Genomic DNA, 16,675 nt, shown 5'->3' on the forward strand with positions numbered 1-16,675 from the left:
CCGGCGCCGATGTCCGCGGCTGACCGGAGATACGCGGAACATCCACCGATCGTTCGACCGGCCCTCCGATAACCCGGCCGGCCCTCCGATCGTTCGCCGGGCCCTCCGATCGTGTGAACCGTCGGCGCTCGCGCGGTTCCGCCCCGGTCGTGTGGTGCGTCTCCGGTCGTGTCCTGGGTCGTGCGGTGTGTCGCGGTCGTGCGGTTCGGCCCACGGTCGGCTGGGATGATCACGGCGGTCACGAGGGTCGCGCGGCGGAGGGACGCAGGGGCCTCAGCAGAGGGAGGTGGAGTTCTGCTGGGCGTAGAGGCGCCCGCACTGGCGGACCACGACCTGCGCGCCGTCGGGGTCGACGGTGACCAGCAGGATCGGCCGGTCCAGGGCGTGCCGGCCGTCGGAGGCGCCGTGCAGCTTGATCAGCCCGCTGTCGCCGTCGATCTCCTGGAGCTTCTCCAGCGCCAGCAGCACGCCGGCCCGGTCGACTATGCCCGGCGCGCCGGCCGCGGCCGCCGGGCCGCCCTGGCCGGAGAACGCCACCTGCGCCGCCCCGATGAGCACGTCCGCCGCGTCATGCGCCTGCACGGCGTACTCCTTGGACGGCAGCCGGGTGCTGGGGAGCTTGTCCATGTGCAGCTCAGTGATCAGCGTGCTCAGCTGGTGGTAGAAGTCGCTCCTGAACTCGGTGGGGACGTTCGCCCACGCGCTCTCGGCGGCCAGCGCCACGTACATGACCCGCACCCGGTTGTTGCGTCCCAGCGCGGTGGCGTAGTCGTTGACGTACTGCGTGATGTCGTCGTTGGCCATCACCGTGAGCCGGTGGCACTGCGACTTGGCGATCGCGTCGACGAAGGCGCCGAACTGCGCGGTGCGACCGGCGTAGTACACCAGCTCCGGCTTGGCCGGCCGGGCGCACACCTGCGTGACCTTCTCCTCCAGCGCGGCCGCGTTGGAGTAGCCGATCGAGGTCGCCCCCTTGCCGAAGTCGCGGACGAACCTGGCGCCGAGGTCCTTGGTGAACAGGTCGCTGAGCATGGTGTCGGTGAACACGGCCGCCGTGCGGGCGGGCGGGACGCCGCGCTGGGGGATGCCCGCGCGCGCCCACCGCGCCGCCGCGGCGGCCAGCAGGCTGTTGGGCGGGGCCAGCGGGAAGAAGGAAGGGATGAAGGACTCCCCGTCGCCGCGCCGCCCGAGGTCGTCGTAGGTGGAGGTGGTGCTGATCACCGGCACGGCCTTGCGGCCGAGGATCTGGATCGCGGCCTGGACCTCCTGCCGGCTCTCGCCCAGGCCCACCACGCCGATCACGCTCGGATCGCGGTCGATCTCGCGCAGCACCTGCCGGGCGACGTCCTGGGCGTACCGGAAGTCGGCGCCGGCGTTGGCGACGAGCACCCGCATCTGCAGCTTGCTGCCGTCGCCGCTGTTGCCGATCAGCCTGCCCTGCTCCAGGGCGATGCCGGCCAGCTCGCCGTGGATGTCGGTGAGCGCGTCGTCGGCCGCGGCGACCGCCTTCCCCGGGGTGGTCAGCTTCCCGAAGTAGATCACGGTCGCGTAGGGGTTGCCCGAGGCCAGGACGGAGCGGTTCTGCTGGTCGATGCGGCCGAGCACGGCCGCCAGATGCGGGGCGAAGACGAAGCCCCCGTCGCTGATGCCCACGCACTCACCCGTCCCGGCGCGCCAGATGCCGGGGCCGCAGTTGCTCGTCGCCGTGGCCAGGACGCGGACCAGCGACAACGCGACCAGGGCCGTCACGGTGACCCACGGCAGGATCGGGTGCGCCAGCAGCGGGCGCCGCCGCCCGCGGACCGGGACGTTGATCTTCTCCAGGATCGGCGCGTCCTTGGGTTCGACCTCGATGCGCAACACGCGGTGCGAGCCCAGGGCGCGGTCTCTGGCCAGCTCCTTCCCCCACTGCTCCCACAGTTCCTCGGTGAGCTCGGGCCGGCCCGTCATGATCGGCACGTCGTCGCCGCCGGGCCGCGCCGGGGGCAGAATCCGCTGGTCGCCGGGACCGGTCACGACCACCAGCAGCGGGTCCGGCAGGCAGGTGATCGCGCGCACCTCCTCGATGCGGGCGACAAGGCGGCTGCCGTCTCCCTCGGCCAGCAGCACCGGGTAGGACGTGCGCGCCCAGGCGACCCGCCGCCACACCTTCCACAGGCGGCGCTCGTACCCCTGCCGCAGATCCTCCAGGAACGCGTTCACCAGCAGGCGCTCAATGCCCTCGTTCGCCTGGACGGCCTCCAGCCTCTTGCGGTCCTCGCCCGGCTCGGCCTGCCGGGCCCACGCCTGCGGGCCGGTCACGGACGGCGCCGGCGGATCGTCGGGAACGGCGCTCACCGGAGGAAGCGAGGCGACCGGGGGGATGCCGCGCGGCGGGACGGTGGGGCGGGCGGCGCCCGGGTCGCCGAGCGGAACCGACTCGGCCCGGCGGCGGAACTGCAGCAGGCGGACGGCGAAGGTGGTGACGTCGTGCGGCTGGTTGCGGCGCTGGCCGGGCATGAGGAACGGCTGGCGGCGGAACCACCGGTAGCGGCGCCGCCCGGCCCAGTTACGCGACAGCAGCAGGACGTGGAACGATCCGATCACCGGGCCGGCGAGGATCGCGCACACGCCGAAGAGCGTGGTCAGCTGGTCGGCCCATCCGGCGCTCAAGATGGCCGTGGCGGCGGCCCAGGCCGGCAGCGGGCCCTCCGCGTAGGCGCGGACGTTCGCCCAGAAGTTGCGCCGGTCCTGCCCGGTGCCCGCGCTGATCTGCCTGCGCCGCTGCCGCACGGCCCTTTTCACCCCGTCGTGCAGGCGGTCGGGCTCGTCCTCGGGAACCTGCAGGTCGAGCATCCACAGCACCTGCGCGAACAGCGGGAACCGCAGGTGCGCCTCGCCGGGTGGGGCGACGGCCGCGAGGTCGCGCGTCACCTGGCGCAGCCGCGCGGCGAGCGCGGCGTACGGCGGAGCGGGGCGCTCCCCGGCCGGCGCGCCCTCCTCCTGTTCGGTGGAGGGCGCGAGGTGGGCGAACGGTGTGCCGTCGCACCGGGCCTCCAGCGCCTGGACCGCCGCCGACGTCGCCGCGTACTGCCCGGTGACCCACACCACGGGCAGCGGCACGTCGCCGCCGCGCCAGGTGGGACGCACGCGCATCTGGTCGAAGACGCGCAGGAACTCGCGGACGCCCTCGTTGCGCCTGCGGTAGCTCTCGTCGGGGTCGTGACGCGGGACCGTTCCCGTCTGGTTCCCGGTGCGGTTCCCGGACGGGGAGCCGGGCGCCGCGGTGGCCGGGTCGTCCGGATCCGGGGAGGGCGGGGGTGCAGGGGGCACTGGGTTCACTCCCGATCGGCAGGGGCTGACGCGCTCGCTTTCGGCTGGTCGTGCGGTGGGGAGGGGTCGGATTCCAGCATAGGCTTCCGGCGCCTGCGGCGGTCGAAGCTCACGTCCACAGATGGGCCGTGGGCTCGTGGCGCCCGGCGTCCGGGCTCGCGGCCGGTGTCGAGGTCGGCGGGGTGCGGGCGGTCAGAGGTCGCGTCGCATGCACACCCGGGGCCAGCGGTCCAGGCCGAGCGCCCGCTCGCGCCGGCGCAGGTCGCGCAGGCCCGGGGTCAACTCGGCGTCGTCCAGTGACCAGAACCCGCACCGCTCGTAATAGGGGGCGTTCCACGGCACGCGGGTGAAGGTGATCAGCGTGAGCGCCGGCAGGCCCTCGGCCGTGGCGTAGGCGGCGGCGTGGTCGATGAGCGAGCGTCCCATGCCCCTGCGGGCCGACGCGGGATGCACCGAGACCTGTTCCAGGTGGAGGTTGCCGTCGATCACGTCGGCGAGGAGGTAGGCGACCGGCCGGTCACCGGCGTCGGTCTTCACCCACGCGCGTCCCGCGCGCTGGTAGCCGGCCAGGACGTCGATGGGGAAGGGCTCGTCGTCGGCGACCTTCGTCATGCCCAGGTCGAGGAAGGATCGCCCGGCGGCGCTCGATGTCCTGCAGGAGGGAAAGCTCGTCGAGGGCGGCCATACGGATGCTCATCGGCTCATTGTCGTCGCCGCCGGCGCCGCTGAACAGTCGTTTACGTGCGGCCCGGCGCCCGCCGGAAGGCGGTGGTCGCCGGGGCCGCGGCCATGATGGGCCCGAGCACGACGCGGCCGGCCTTGAGGGTGTTCACGAACGTGGACCATTCGCCGGAGGCGACGACGAGGGCGGGGCCGTCGGGGTTCTTGGAGTCACGCACGGCGATGGCGTCCTCGCCGGCCAGGTTGCTCGCCACCTCGACGCAATGGCCGCCGTTGTCACCAGACCGAGATGATTTGCGCCATAACGCGTGGCTCAGGTCCATTTGTCTACCGCTTCCTTGATTACTTTGAGCGACAGCGACTGAGGGAAGGCCTCCGCCCTGATGGCGTCGTAACGAGCGGTCAGCGACGCGATCGCGTTTCGATCGGTCATCGTGCGTCCGTCGGGCACCGAATCCACATATACCGTATAAGGCGTGCCGCGCTGTTCGGCTATAACGAATCCGGCAAGAAGTCCGGGGATGGCCTCGGCGTCGAACGGAACGATCTGGATCGTCACCCGCGGGTGCTCCGCAATTTCCAGAAGGTGCAGCATCTGATCGCGCATCACCTCCTTACCGCCGATGGGACGGCGCAGGACGCCTTCGTCCATCAAACTGAGGATCAACGGCGGGTTTTCCTGGGACAAGATGCTCTTGCGTTGCATCCTGCCGGCCACTCGCTCCTCCACTATTTCGGGTGTGCTGTCGGGCGCGCGGCAGAAGATGCGCCGCGCATATGGCTCGGTCTGGAAGATCCCCGGAACGAGCAGTGGGTCCCAGGTCTGGATCGCGGTCGCCCGCCGCTCCTCGAAGGTGAAATCGCGGAAATGATCGGCGACCGGAGGCGGCGGTGGCCAGCCCTCCAGGTAGAGGGCCTCGAAGTCCCCCTCCAGGCCGAATGCCTGGTCACAGCGCTTGGCGAAGTCCTCGCTAGGGGTGCGCTTGAGGTTCTCCACCGCGCCGACGAGGCTGCCGGAGAAGCCCACGCGCCGGCCGAGCTGTCCTTGGGTGAGCCCGGCGAGTATCCGGTGGCGCTGAAGCTCGTAGGCGAAGCGGGCGCGCGCGGATTCCCCGGGGTTGATTTTCGTCATATGTGGCATTTGAAACATCTATTCCATTTCGGGAGTGGTGACATGGGGGGTGACCGCCGTTCCACGAAGACCGTGGTTCCGGTGTGTAGTTAATCGGATACCCAAGGTAATGGATCTGGAGTATCACGAGAAGACAGAATCGTTATGGTCGGCGCCGTCGCATCTCGACGTGCCGGAAAAGCGGCATGCGGGCTGGGCGCTGGAACGGTCATATCCATACGATCCGGGCAGCCCTTTTCCGGTCGTCCGTGGGATGAGCTCTGGCCGCTGTTCTCCCCGGGCCGTCCGGTGCCATCGCGGTGTGAAGAATCGGGCGGTGTCCTGATCTGCCGCGCTAATGGGGCCGCGTCGCTGGGCTATGGCACACCAATTCGGCACACGTGATGTGCGCGTGGCGCGGAAACGCCGAACCGGCCCGCGTCCCGCGATTCGCCGGGGCGCGGACGCGCGTTCGGGTGGGCGAGTGGATGGGGCGGGTTCGCCCCCGGGGACCGCTCCACTCCCCGCGAACCCGTGCGCCGCGCCGCCGTTCTTGACTCCGTCCGCTCGTTCCGCAGTCAGTGCCGCGTCTCGGCGTCGTTTCGGAGGGTTTCTCATGTTCCAGTGGGACGCATATAACGAAATGGTATCGACCGAGGTCGTGGGCTTGTGAGCCACGGTTGTCCGTGTTCTTTGGGTGGGTTTGGGAGCGAAACGATCACTTAATGGCACCAATTCCGGTGGAATGATGACGTAGCGGACGTCGGTCAGTAAGGCTCGACAGCACATCCGCATTCGCCGGGTGTGAGTCCACGGACGCCGAGATGGTCAAGGGAGAGACGAGTGCCGGCAGCTCGTTCCAACTCCGGGTTCTCGCCGGACGTCGCGGCGGCTCTGAGCCAGGCCGACCGGGGAATTCGCATGCGGATGGGCGACCATCACGCGCTGTTCGACTACTGGCGCTTCGCCATGAGCACGATCTGCAGCGTGGACGCCTTCTACGTGGGGTTCTACCGGGAGGGGCGCAGAATCGTCTATCCGTACACCTACGACGACACCATCGCCGTCAAGCGCTACATGCCGCCGGAGGTGTTCGGATACGGCCCCACAGGGCAGGCCGCGTGGATTCTGCGGAACAAGCGCACCTACACCTACGCCAGCGACAACGGCATGCTCCTGCACCACGGCGTCGCCTTCGGCGACGAGCAGCGGGTGTCGGCCGACGCCATCACGATCCCCATGTTCGACACCCGCGACGGCGAGGAGGTGGTGATCGGCCTGGCCTCCATCCAGACCTACAAGAGCCACGCCTATACCGACGAGCACGTGCGGGCCTTCGAATGGACGGCCGCTTCGGTGGCGACCGTGCTCGCCCGCGAGCGGGAGGACGAGCTCAACCGCGAAGGGCTGGCCGTCCCGCCGGCCGGCGCGGACGGCGACCAGCCGTCGGTGGTGGAGGTGGTGCAGGACGTCTCGGAGATCCTCGCCGAGCTGCACAGCAAGATCTGCGCGGTGGAGGAGGCCATCCCGATCGGAGAGCGAGAGCTGGTGCGCATGGTCAGGGAACTGCGGCACCAGTGCGAGCGGGGGCAGACCGAGACCATGGACATCATCGCCCGGCCTTCCGTCCGGGCCGAGAACCTGCTCAACTCGCTTTCCTCCAAGGAGCGGGAGATCGCCTTGCTGATCGCGCGCGGCGGCCTGAGCAACAAGGAGATCGCCGCGCGGGTTTTCGTCACCGAATCCACCATCAAAGGCCACGTCTCCCGCATATTGCGCAAGCTCGGCGTCGAGCAACGGTCCGGTATCGCGGCCAGGCTGGAGCAATTCTTCGACTAGTGCCGCCGGTTCCGGTCGCGGGCGGCGCTCCCGGCGCGTCCGTACCCCCCTGAGGACCCTTGGCCGATCTTGTGTGACCGCATCGTCCCTGGACGGCGGCGTCTCGCACGTTACTTGCGAACCATTCGCAACACACGTTCGTCTGCACGTTCCGCGTTCTCTGTATGGTGCTCTGAGGTCGTTTGAGGTGTTTCTCGGGTGCCCTCTCCCCGCATTGTGGTCACCGGCTGTTCACTCGGCTTCACCGAGCGAGCCCAGGCAGTACTTAGTACTGCGGCATCCACCGGGAAAACCCACCCCAAGGGGTGGCGCTATGGGTGATCGATGCGGATATCGTCCTTATGTCAAAAGGGAGGGGTTTGTCGGCACCTGGCGGCTTCCGGCCGTCGGCACGGGGGGAGACGGGTCGACGTCGCCGGTGGTGCCGGCGCAGGCGAGGAGCGGCTATGGAGGGGTTGACCATCGCCATCCTCGGGATCACGCTGCTGTCCGGAGTCGTCTATTCGTGGAGCAACCGGCGGGGGAGCGACGCGCTCGCGTCGATCGCCGGTGAATTCCCGATGACGCCCGAGCAGGCCGCGCTGATCGCGATGGAGGCGGGTCTGACATGGCGGGAAAGGGCGAACGGCAGAGCCGTGCCCGTGACGCGTAGCGGAGATGTACTGAAGGTCGAGATCGAGTGCGGTGCGGGAGTGATGTCGTTCGAGATCCGCCAGACCCCGTCGGGAAGCCGGGTCACCGGGCGGGCCGAGGAGATCGCGATCGTCCGGATGCCGCAACTGGGAGGGTTCGGCGTCTCACCGGCGAACGTGCTGACCATGACGGCGGGCATGCCGAGGAACCCCGCGCGGCTGCTCAGGCGGCGCGAGCGGGTCTTCGACGCCCTCGCCTTCGCGGCACGCGAGGGGGACTCGGCCGGAGTGGATCACGTCCACGAGCCGGAGACCGTCCTCGTCGCGAACACCGGCCGAAGGACGAACGCCGGCCAAGGGCGGGAAACCGGCCAGAGGGAGAACGCCCGGCGAAGGGAGGACTCCGGTCAGGGGACGGACGCCTGTCAAGGGACGGACGCCGGTCAGGGGACGGACAGCGGTCGCGGTGCGCATGCCGGGCGTGGTGGCGGTCGGCTGATGCGCGTCCGGCGAGGTGCGGTGGCCCGGCATCGGGCGGGCGCCCGCGGTGCGGTGGACGTGCTGTACGGAGTGGACGCGGGCCGAAGACGGTGCGACGCCGTGCCGAGGCCCTGACCAGCGCGCAGGCCGGCCCCGTCGCCGGGTGGGCGGCGACGGGGCCGGCCTGTGTCCTTCGCCGGTGCCGCCGTGCGGTGTCCGGGGTGTCGTCCACCTGTGCCGGTGCCGGTGCCGCCGTGCGGCGTCCGCGGTGTCGTCCACCTGTGCCGGTGCCGCGGTGCCGCGGTGCCGCGGTGCGGCGTCCGCGGTGTCGTACGCCTACTGGCGGTGTCGTCCGCTGTGGGCGGTGCGGGCGGCCGTGATCGAGCGCCCGCACCGCTGTCAGAGGGTGCTCAGTCGCGGATGATGTGGACGTCCACCACCGCCGACCGGCCCGCCTCGACGGCCTCGAGGCCGCGGCGCAGCGCGGGCAGCAGGTCGGCCCGGTCGGTGACGGTCTCGCCGTGGGCGTGGCAGGCGCGGGCGACGGCGGCGAAGTCGGGCGGCGCGCTGAAACGCGTCCCCTCGGCGTCCCCCCGGTTCGCGGACAGGCCCTCGGGGAACAGCTCGAAGACCGGCAGCCGGCTGGCGCGGTAGCCGTCGTTGTTGAGCACGACGGCCATGATCGGCGCGCCCGCCTCGGCCGCGAGGCACAGCGCCGCCGTCGGCACGCCGAACATGAAGCTGCCGTCGCCCACCACGGTCACGACCCGGCGTCCCGGTGAGGCCAGGCTGACGCCCACCGCCCCGCCGAGCCCCCAGCCCAGGCCGGGCGACCCCGTGCCGTACATGGTCGCGGCCTCGGTGCGGCCGAGGTTCTCGTGCAGCGCGCGGGCGTTGGTGACCGACTCCTCGACGACGAGGTCGTCGGCGCGCAGCACCTCGTTCAGCGCGGTGACGACCTCGGCCCCGGTCATCGGCCCCTCGGCGGCGCCGCTCGTGGCCGCCGAGGCCGTCGTGCTCGCGGACGTGGAGGTGCCCGTGGCGGTCGCGGCCGGCCGCGTCGCGGGCGCGGTGTGGCCGATCTCCTCCAGCCGGTCGGCGATCTGGCCGAGGGCGGTGGCCCCGTCGGCCGTCACGGCCACGTCCACCGGGAAGGTCCACATCGGCATGTCGGTCTTCAGCGGGTCGACGTCGATGTGGACGACCGTCGCGTCCTCGCGGGGATGGGTGAACCTCGGGATCCACGGCACGTCCGCGTCCACGACGATGATCAGGTCGGACTCCTCGACGGCCTGCTGCGCCTCCGCCGCCGTCAGCAGGTTCATCGGGTGCGACGTCGAGATGCTGACGCAGCCGCTCTCGGCCAGATCGACGACCCGGACCCGCGCGAGATCGGCCAGGCGCGTGACCGCGTGGAAGCCCTCGGCGCGGCGGCCCACCTTCGCGGTGATGAGCAGCGGCCGTTCGGCGCCCGCCACCCGCTCGGCGATCCAGCGCACGGTCTCGGGGTCGGCCGCGGGCGGGCGGGGGACCGCGTAGCCGGTGGTGCGGCCGAGCTCCGGCGCCGGCGGGTCCATCAGGACGTCGCGGGAGACCATGAGGTACGACGGCCCGGGCACCCCGCCCGTCGCGACCTGCACCGCACGGCCGATGGCCCGGGCCAGCATGCCCGGCCGGGTGATCTCGGTGACCCACTTGGCGTACCCGCGCACGACGCCGGCCTGGTCGGGGACGTCCTGCTGCCAGTGGATGGTGTGGGAACGGCCGCCGGGCGCGCCCGGTTCCTCCGCGTACGGCGTCTTGCCCGCGATGACCACCACTCCGGCGCGGTCGCGCAGCATGTTGTGCACCATGGCGCCGAGGTTCTGCGTGCCCACGTCCACGTGCACGAACACGGCCTGCGGGCGGCGGGTCACCTGCCAGTAGCCGTGCGCCGCGGCCAGCGCGACCGCCTCGAACGAGCAGATGATGACCTTGGGGGCGGGCGCGCCGGCCTTGGCCAGCGTGGCGATCGCCTCCTGCAGCGGGGCGGAGTCCGTGCCGGGGTTGAGGAACAGGTGCTCCACGCCGTGCTCGGCGAGCAGCCACAGCAGGTGCTCGGCGGTCGTCGCCGGCTGGAAGTGGTCCACGCGGTATCTCCTGACATAACTGACATAGCGGCATCTATCGCGCGTTGAATCTGCGTCGAGTGCTGAGCGTAGAAGATCAGCGCCCGCGCCGTCTCCCCCTCGGCGGCAGGACCGGAGGCGCCCGGCACCCTTGAGCATCCGGCGGCCGCGGCCGCCGTGCCGTCGGCTGCGTGCCGGCGGATCAGCGGGCGGCGTGCCTGCCCTTGCTCCGGCGTTCGCGTAGCCGCACGACCACGAACGTGACCACGGCCAGCGCGGCGAGCCCGATGACGACCTTCGACAGAATGCCCGCGTAGCCCTCGACCAGCGACCAGCTCTCGCCCAGCTGGTATCCGGCCAGCACGAACACCGAGTTCCAGATCAGGCTTCCCAGGGTCGTCAAGGTGACGAAGTGCGCCAGCGGCATCCGCTCCACCCCGGCGGGCACCGAGATCAGGCTGCGGAAGACCGGGATCATCCGTCCGAAGAACACCGTCTTCGTCCCGTGCTCGCGGAACCACGCCTCGGCCTTCTCGATGTCCTCTACCTTGACCAGCGGCAGGCGCGCGGCGATCGCCACCGTCCGATCGCGCCCGAGTGCGGCCCCGACGCCGTACAGGGCCAGAGCGCCGATCACCGAGCCGAGGGTGGTCCAGAGCAGCGCGTCGAACAGGCTCATCTCACCCCTGCTCGCGGTGAATCCCGCCAGGGGGAGGATCACCTCGCTCGGCAGCGGGGGGAACAGATTCTCCAGCGCGATCGCCAGTCCGGCGCCCGGGGCTCCGAGCCGTTCCATCATCCCGGTCGCCCATCCGGCGACCCCGTCAACCGTCGTGTCCATGCCCGACACGCTATGCAAGATCGGGCATTCCATGGCATGAGGGCGAGAACCGGGTGGGCGATCCGGCGTCAGGGCCGCGAGGTCGCCGGGCTCCGGACGCCACCGCGAGTGGCTGGTGCGGTGACCACATACGTTCACCGGGCGCGGCTCTCCATCCCCGGCCACGTGCTGCGGTGATCGGCGCCGGGTCGGCGGGTCGTGGTACGGCGATGCCGGCGCCTGCCACGGCGCCCGAACCGGTGAACATTCGTGGACAGCGCACCAGAGGGGGCAGGCCGGTCCGCGAACCGTGGACGATCATGTGCCGCGGCCTGCGCTCGTCCGCTGTTAGAGCGGTTGTCCACAGGGCAGAGGTCGGCCTGCTCGTGGCGAAGATCCGGCTACTAGTCTCGGGACACATGACCGAGTGGCCCCGGGCTGGAGGAGATCGATGCACCGGCCGTTCCGCGGTTTCACGCGCCTGACCCGGCGGTGGCCGGCATTGGGGTTCACCCTGCTCACCCTGCTCACACTGACTTCTGCCCTTCTGCCGGCCACCCTCGCCCCGCCCTCCGCGGCGGCCGCCGCCCCTCCCCTCACCGACGCCACCACCGCCCGGGTTCCCCGGGTGGAGGCGGCGGTCTGTCCGGTCCCGGTGCCGGCGGGCACGCAGTGTGGGTTCCTGGTGGTGCCCGAGCGCAGGGACGTCGGCGACAGCCGGGAGATCCGCGTCGGTTACGCCCTTCACCGCTCCACGGCGGCCGACCGCCGGCCCGATCCCGTCGTCTACACCAGCGGCGGCCCGGCCTCGGCCTCCGTCCAGCTCACCGGCTACCTCACCGACATGCCTCTCGGCCGCGACCGCGACGTCGTCGTGCTCGAACAGCGCGGCAGCCGGTGGTCACGGCCGCGGCTCGACTGCCCCGAGATCGCCCGGGCCCTTCTCGACACCCTGAGCATGCCCGGCGGGCCCGCCGACCCGGCCGAACGCGCCCGCATGGCCTCCGGCGCCACGGCCTGCCGCGACCGGCTCACGCGGCAGGGGGTCGACCTGCGCGGCTACGTGACCTCCGAGATCGCCGCCGACGTCGTCGATCTGCGGCGCGCGCTGGGATACGACCAGTGGAACCTGTTCGGCGTCAGCTATTCGACCAGGTCGATGCTCGCCGCCGCGGAGGCCGACCCCGAGGGCACGCGGTCGGTCGTCCTGGACTCCTTCTTCCCCCCGCTGACCCGCCGGTACGACGAGGCGGCCGCCGATCTGGCGGGTTCCATCGCGTCGCTCGGCCGCGAATGGCCGGGCCTGTCCGGGCGCTTCGCGACGATGGTCCGGCGCCTGAACCAACGGCCGGCGCAGGTCCGCACCTCCGACCCCCTCACCGGCCGTCCGATCACCGTCCGGCTCACCGGGGACGACGTGGCCACCATCCTGGACGAGGCGATGCACGAGGTGGACGTCCTGCCGGTCGTGCCCGCGCTGGTGGACGCCGTGGCCGACGGAGACGACCGTCCGCTGCAGGTGCTGGCCGACCAGGCCGGCGGCGGGCTGGTGTCCCACGAGTTCGGGCTGTTCTACGCGGTGATGTGCCAGGACGAGGCGCTCTTCAACACCTTCTCCGGCCAGGGCCACCCTCGGCTGTTCACGGTCGAGGCCGACAAGGCGGTCTGCGACGCCTGGGGGCTGCCCGCCTCCCCGTCCGCCGTACTCACCCGCGGCCCCGCACCGACGGCGCCGCGCAGGGTCGTCAGCGCGCCGGTGCTGGTGGTGGGCGGGGAGTTCGATCCCACGACGCCGGTCGCGAAGGCCAGGTCCGCGGCCCGGGCACTGCCCGGGGCGAGGGTCGTCGAGTTCGCCGGCGTGGGGCACGCCGTGTTCCTGTCGAGCCGGTGCGGGCGGCAGACCATCTCGGCCTTCGTGGCCGACCCTCGTGCGGCGGCCCCGTGCGACCCTGGCCGGGCGTCGTACGCGATCTCGGGCCCGGGGGACTTCCACGTCACCCCGGTCGTCTACCGCGTGAGCACCGGCGCCTGGTGGCTGCTCATCCCGTTCGCCCTGTTCCTGGTCACCTCGTTCGGCCAGCTCGTGGTGGGGATGCGGGCGCTGGTCCGGCAGAGCGCGGCAGGCAGGGTCAGCTCGGTGGTGGCCCTCACCACGGTCGCCGGTTTCACGGGGGTCACCTTCATCCTGCTGACCGCGGTGGGCCTCTACAGCGCCGCGGCGTCCAACCAGACCGCGCTCGGCATCGGCGTCCCCTCGGCGGTCCTGTGGTACGGCACCGTCGCGGCGCTTTCGGCGGCGCTGAGCCTGGTGGCGCTGCTCCGCAGCCGCCTGCACTGGCAGACCGCCGTCCCCGTGGCCGCCGCGGTCACCCTGCTGCTGTGGTGGGTGCTGTACCTGTGATCACGCCCGGCCGCCGGCCGGTGCGCAGTGCTCCGACGACGCCCCGCATCTCGCGCATGGCGGTTCAGGGCGGGCGCGGCGCGCGGGGAGCGGTCAGGGGAGGGTGAGGATCTCGCTGCCGGTGTCGGTGACCACCAAGGTGTGCTCGAACTGGGCGGTGCGCTTGCGGTCCTTGGTGACGGCGGTCCAGCCGTCGGGCCACAGGTCGTACTCGATGGTGCCCAGGGTGAGCATGGGCTCGATCGTGAAGGTCATGCCGGGCACCAGGGTGACCGACAGCGACGGGTCGTCGTAATGGGGCACGATCAGGCCCGAGTGGAAGGAGGTCGAGATGCCGTGCCCGGTGAAGTCGCGCACCACGCCGTAGCCGAAGCGCTTGGCGTACGCGGAGATCACCCGGCCCACGATGTTGAGCTGACGCCCCGGGGCCACCGCCTTGATCGCCCGCATCATCGCCTCGCGCGTGCGCTCGACCAGCAGGCGCGACTCCTCGTCCACCTCGCCGACCAGGTAGGTGGCGTCGGTGTCGCCGTGCACGCCGCCGATGTAGGCGGTGATGTCGATGTTGACGATGTCGCCGTCGTTGAGGACGGTGTCGTCGGGGATGCCGTGGCAGATCACCTCGTTGATCGAGGTGCACAGCGACTTGGGGTAACCGCGGTAGCCCAGCGTCGAAGGGTAGGCGCCGTGGTCGCAGAGGAACTCGTGCCCGATGCGGTCGAGTTCGTCGGTGGTCACGCCGGGGGCGATGTGCCGGCCGACCTCCTCCAGCGCCTGGGCGGCGATGCGGCCCGCGACGCGCATGCGCTCGATCGTCTCGGGCGTCTGGACGTCGGAGGTGCCGCGGCGGGGCTCCTTGCGGCCGACGTACTCCGGGCGCTCGATGTCGGCGGGAACCTTGCGGGTGGGCGAGAGCCGTCCTGGCCGGAGCAGTGTCGTCATGCGCCAAGTCTAGTTCGGCGGCAAGCGGGCAGGATCTGCCGCAGAACGAGCGCGCCGGCCGTTCTGCGGGCATTGTTGTAGATCATCCGTACGGCAAGGAGAGACATGAGCGCCGACCAGTGGTGGTTCTGCCTGAAGCACATGGCGGTCGAGCCGGACGAGGGCTGTCCGAACAAGGACCGCATGGGGCCCTATGCCACGCGTGACGCGGCGGCGGCGGCGTTGGAGACGGCCGCCGCGCGCAACAAGAGCTGGCAGGAAGGCGACAAGGAGTGGGACGGAGACTAGACCTCGCGCCTCCACGGCCGGGTGGCCATCACGCGCCGGACGGCGAGGATGCCGATGCCGCACCAGACGAGGTTGAGCAGGGCCGATGGCCACGCGAGGTGCACGGCGGAGTTGATCATCAGGGCGATCGCTCCGCCGAGGTTGAGGAGCTGGTAGGCGAGCCCGTCGCCGGACAACCTGCGCATCGACAGCATGGCGTAGGCGTAGACGAGCACCCCGGCGCCGAGCATGCCCAGGATGTCGATCAGGAGCGGCACCTTCTCATGCCCCGGCGGAAGCGCGCGGCCGGCGGTAAAGGCGATGAAGGCGGCGCGTGTCGCCTATAACGGGAAATGTCTGGCGTGGGTGGGTGCAGTGCAACTTTGTTCCCCCTATCCATCGACATGCCGGCGTCCGCGGTGGGCCGGGCCGCGCGCTGCTGCGAGTGCCGGCGTTCGTGCGGCTCACCTCGCTTGACCGGTGTTGTCCGCCAGCGTACGCCCGGTGCGGGCGCCGTCCGGGGTGGGCGCTGAACAGGCATGCCACCTGGTTGGGCATGATTCAGCAGCGAGCGCATCTACGTCCTATCGGGACGTAGGTTCTGCTTCCGATATCCCGGCCGAATGGGTCTTTCTTCGAGATGTCCGGCCGGCCCCGGAGGGTGGCCGTCGTGCGGGGCCGGTGGCTCAGTCGGGGAGGCGCGGGCCGGTGATGCGTTCGGCCAGGCGGGCCAGGCGATCGATGAGCCGGCCGCCCGAGCGCGGCCCCTCCCCGGCGGCCATGCTCACCAGGTGCTGGGCGGCGTCGAAGGTGAACAGGCCGTCGTGGGACGGCACCGCCAGCGCGTCGTGGGCCAGACCCTCGAGCTCGGGGTCGCCGCCGTCCAGAGCGAGGATCGTCGCCCCTGTGCGCCGCGCGTCGTCAACGCGTTCGAGCAGAGGCGCCGGCGCCTTGTCCTCGGCCACGACGAACAGCGTCTCGCCGCGACGGGCCGCCTGGATGCGGTCGATGCCGACGGCGAGGTGCGGCGGCGCGTCCGCCGGGGGCGACCAGCGCACCAGCGTCGGGGCGAGCTGGGACAGCCCCGACATGCGCGCCTCGTCGTCGAGGTGGGCGGCGAGGTGCCACGGCTCGTCCTTCGGGGTGCCGACCAGCAGCAGCCCGCCGGGCGAGCGGGTCGAGCGGAGGAAGGTGCCGAGCTCACGGGTGCGCTCGACCCAGCGGGTGGTGGAGAGCACCTCGCGCAGGAAGGCCACCGACGCAGCGTCCATGGCCTCCATGGTGCATCATCGCCCCCGCCGCCGTCCCGGATAGCGCCACCTGGCATGATCGAGAGGATCAGAGCGCGACGAGGAGATCAGGCACACCATGAGCGATGCACTGCCGGACGTCAGCGGCCTTTCGGTGGGGATCCTCGGCGGCACGGGCGACCAGGGGAAGGGGCTCGCCCGCAGGTTCGCGATCGCGGGGCACACCGTGATGATCGGCTCGCGCAGCGCCTCGCGGGCCCAGGAGGCGGCCGACGGTCTCGGTTCCGGGCTCCCGATCAGCGGCGCCGACAACGCCGCCGTGGCCGCGGAGGCGGACGTCGTCATCGTGGCCGTGCCGTGGGACGGGCACCGGTCCATCCTCGCGTCGCTGCGCTCGGAGCTGACCGGCAAGATCGTCGTCGACTGCGTGAACCCGCTCGGGTTCGACAAGCAGGGGGCCTTCGCGCTGGAGGTGGAGGAGGGCAGCGCCGCGCAGCAGGCGGCGGCGGTCCTGCCCGGCAGCCGCGTCGTCGCGGCCTTCCACCATGTCTCCGCCGTCCTGCTGCTCGACCCGGCCGTGGCGGAGATCGATCTCGACGTGCTGGTGCTGGGAGACGACCGCGAGGCGACCGACACGGTGCAGGCGCTGGCGTCGCGGATCCCCGGCGCGCGCGGCGTGTACGGCGGGCGGCTGCGCAACGCCCGGCAGATCGAGGCGTTCACCGCCAACCTCATCTCGATCAACCGCCGGTACAAGGCCCACGCCGGTCTGCGGGTGACCGACGTCTGACCTCGCGTCCTGCGAGGGCGCCTGACCGTGGTGCGGGCGCCG

General features: G+C 71.3%; 14 protein-coding genes. 5 read left to right on the plus strand and 9 right to left on the minus strand.

All coding sequences use genetic code 11. The annotated features are described in order from the left end of the window. Positions 1-273: 273 nt before the first annotated feature. The 4 genes from ABZU32_RS25515 to ABZU32_RS25530 form a co-directional block, all read right to left on the minus strand. A complete protein-coding gene (locus ABZU32_RS25515) occupies positions 274-3,312 on the minus strand; it encodes a hypothetical protein (RefSeq protein ID WP_354925836.1) in 3,039 nt (1,012 codons plus the stop codon). Positions 3,313-3,504: 192 nt separating this feature from the next. Continuing rightward, the gene (locus ABZU32_RS25520; protein WP_354925839.1) at positions 3,505-3,924 is read right to left on the minus strand and encodes a GNAT family N-acetyltransferase; all 420 of its coding nucleotides are present in this window, start codon (positions 3,922-3,924) and stop codon (positions 3,505-3,507) included. Between the two features lie 125 nt (positions 3,925-4,049). Continuing rightward, entirely contained in the window at positions 4,050-4,316 is a 267-nt protein-coding gene (locus ABZU32_RS25525; protein ID WP_354843696.1) for a DUF397 domain-containing protein, read from the minus strand. Then, on the minus strand, positions 4,307-5,125 hold the full coding sequence (locus ABZU32_RS25530; RefSeq protein WP_354925842.1) for a helix-turn-helix transcriptional regulator: 819 nt from the start codon (positions 5,123-5,125) through the stop codon (positions 4,307-4,309). The genes ABZU32_RS25525 and ABZU32_RS25530 overlap by 10 nt, the downstream gene beginning before the upstream one ends. 822 nt (positions 5,126-5,947) lie before the next feature. Between ABZU32_RS25530 and ABZU32_RS25535 the strand changes: the two genes are divergently transcribed. Further along, a complete protein-coding gene (locus tag ABZU32_RS25535) occupies positions 5,948-6,943 on the plus strand; it encodes a LuxR C-terminal-related transcriptional regulator (RefSeq protein WP_354925845.1) in 996 nt (331 codons plus the stop codon). A gap of 446 nt (positions 6,944-7,389) precedes the next feature. After that, on the plus strand, positions 7,390-8,190 hold the full coding sequence (locus ABZU32_RS25540; protein ID WP_354925848.1) for a hypothetical protein: 801 nt from the start codon (positions 7,390-7,392) through the stop codon (positions 8,188-8,190). A gap of 275 nt (positions 8,191-8,465) precedes the next feature. On the opposite strand, the gene ABZU32_RS25545 is transcribed toward ABZU32_RS25540, so the two are convergent. Next, the gene (locus ABZU32_RS25545) at positions 8,466-10,184 is read right to left on the minus strand and encodes a thiamine pyrophosphate-requiring protein (RefSeq protein ID WP_354925850.1); all 1,719 of its coding nucleotides are present in this window, start codon (positions 10,182-10,184) and stop codon (positions 8,466-8,468) included. A gap of 181 nt (positions 10,185-10,365) precedes the next feature. Then, positions 10,366-11,004 (minus strand): DedA family protein, encoded by a 639-nt coding sequence (locus ABZU32_RS25550; RefSeq protein ID WP_354925853.1) that lies wholly within the window; start codon positions 11,002-11,004, stop codon positions 10,366-10,368. Positions 11,005-11,434: 430 nt separating this feature from the next. Between ABZU32_RS25550 and ABZU32_RS25555 the strand changes: the two genes are divergently transcribed. Further along, on the plus strand, positions 11,435-13,384 hold the full coding sequence (locus tag ABZU32_RS25555) for an alpha/beta hydrolase (protein WP_354925856.1): 1,950 nt from the start codon (positions 11,435-11,437) through the stop codon (positions 13,382-13,384). A gap of 93 nt (positions 13,385-13,477) precedes the next feature. Here ABZU32_RS25555 and map read toward each other — a convergent pair whose 3' ends face one another. Beyond that, positions 13,478-14,326: a type I methionyl aminopeptidase gene (map, locus tag ABZU32_RS25560; protein ID WP_354843668.1), complete on the minus strand. Its 849-nt coding sequence runs from the start codon at positions 14,324-14,326 to the stop codon at positions 13,478-13,480. Positions 14,327-14,431: 105 nt separating this feature from the next. Between map and ABZU32_RS25565 the strand changes: the two genes are divergently transcribed. Continuing rightward, complete coding sequence (locus ABZU32_RS25565) at positions 14,432-14,614, plus strand: hypothetical protein (RefSeq protein ID WP_354843665.1); 183 nt, start codon at positions 14,432-14,434, stop codon at positions 14,612-14,614. On the opposite strand, the gene ABZU32_RS25570 is transcribed toward ABZU32_RS25565, so the two are convergent. Together ABZU32_RS25570 and ABZU32_RS25575 are read right to left on the minus strand one after the other, a co-directional pair. Further along, on the minus strand, positions 14,611-14,871 hold the full coding sequence (locus tag ABZU32_RS25570; RefSeq protein ID WP_354843662.1) for a hypothetical protein: 261 nt from the start codon (positions 14,869-14,871) through the stop codon (positions 14,611-14,613). The genes ABZU32_RS25565 and ABZU32_RS25570 overlap by 4 nt on opposite strands. Before the next feature lie 408 nt (positions 14,872-15,279). Then, a complete protein-coding gene (locus tag ABZU32_RS25575) occupies positions 15,280-15,864 on the minus strand; it encodes a hypothetical protein (protein WP_354843660.1) in 585 nt (194 codons plus the stop codon). 97 nt (positions 15,865-15,961) lie between these two features. Here ABZU32_RS25575 and npdG point away from each other — a divergent pair, with 97 nt between their 5' ends. Further along, positions 15,962-16,633, plus strand: a complete 672-nt coding sequence (gene npdG, locus ABZU32_RS25580; protein ID WP_354843657.1) for an NADPH-dependent F420 reductase — start codon at positions 15,962-15,964, stop codon at positions 16,631-16,633. The last annotated feature ends 42 nt before the right edge of the window (positions 16,634-16,675 follow it).

Origin of the sequence: Sphaerisporangium sp. NPDC005288 (assembly GCF_040607475.1) — a bacterium.
Taxonomy (GTDB): Bacteria; Actinomycetota; Actinomycetes; order Streptosporangiales; family Streptosporangiaceae; genus Sphaerisporangium; species Sphaerisporangium rhizosphaerae.